The organism is Shewanella sp. Iso12, from assembly GCF_012030025.1.
GTDB classification, from domain to species: domain Bacteria; phylum Pseudomonadota; class Gammaproteobacteria; order Enterobacterales; family Shewanellaceae; genus Shewanella; species Shewanella algae.
In genome coordinates this window covers 1-817 of sequence record NZ_JAAUHW010000039.1, presented here as the reverse complement: position 1 = coordinate 817, position 817 = coordinate 1, and the positions used below count along the sequence as shown (strand labels likewise).

1 pseudogene is annotated in these 817 nt (G+C 52.4%); it reads left to right on the top strand.

Going from position 1 to position 817, the window contains the following annotated elements:
• Positions 1–817, top strand: a pseudogene (locus HCX89_RS22630) (Clp protease ClpP); the annotation flags it as partial.

Sequence of the window (817 nt, the reverse complement as noted above, 5' to 3'; positions counted from 1 at the left end):
AGTAGCCACTACAACTCAGCAGCAAGCCGTTGCGACAACTACACAACAACTTGGTTCTCAGCCAACGCAAGCGCAGATCAATGCGGCTGCCGCTGAGCTGAACCGTACCCGGGTTGATGGGCTGAATACCTTGTTTGCCAGTTGGCCTCAGTTTGCCGAGCTGAAAAACGAGTGTATCGCTGACGTTGAAATGACCTCTGAAAAAGCCAAGGACAAGATTCTGGCTAAACTCGGTGAGAATACTACCCCTGCAGCAGCCCAGCCACGCAGTGTTATCATCCATGCCGGCAACGGCAATATTGTGGGTGATTCTATTCGCGCTCACATTATGGCTCGTGCCGGCCACGGCGAACATGAAAAGGATAACGGCTATTCAAGCTATAACCTGCGCGAACTGGCCAGAGCATCATTGGTTGATCGCGGTATTGGTGTGGCCAGCATGAACGTGATGCAGATGGTTGGTCTGGCATTCACCCACTCAAGCTCCGACTTTGGCAATATCCTGCTGGATGTGGCCAATAAGTCTGTGCTCAAGGGTTGGGAAGCGCAGCCAGAGTCCTTCGAGCGCTTCTGTAAGAAAGGCCAACTGAGCGACTTCAAGATTGCCAACCGTGTTGGCCTGGATGGCTTTAAGGCGCTGGATAAGGTTGAAGAGGGGGCCGAGTACAAATACGCCACCCTGTCTGACCACGGCGAAAAAATCATGCTGGCCACCTACGGCAAAATTTTCTCTATCACCCGTCAGGCCATCATCAACGATGACATGAACATGTTGATGTCGGTACCAGAAAAAATGGGGCGTGCTGCCAAGCGCACA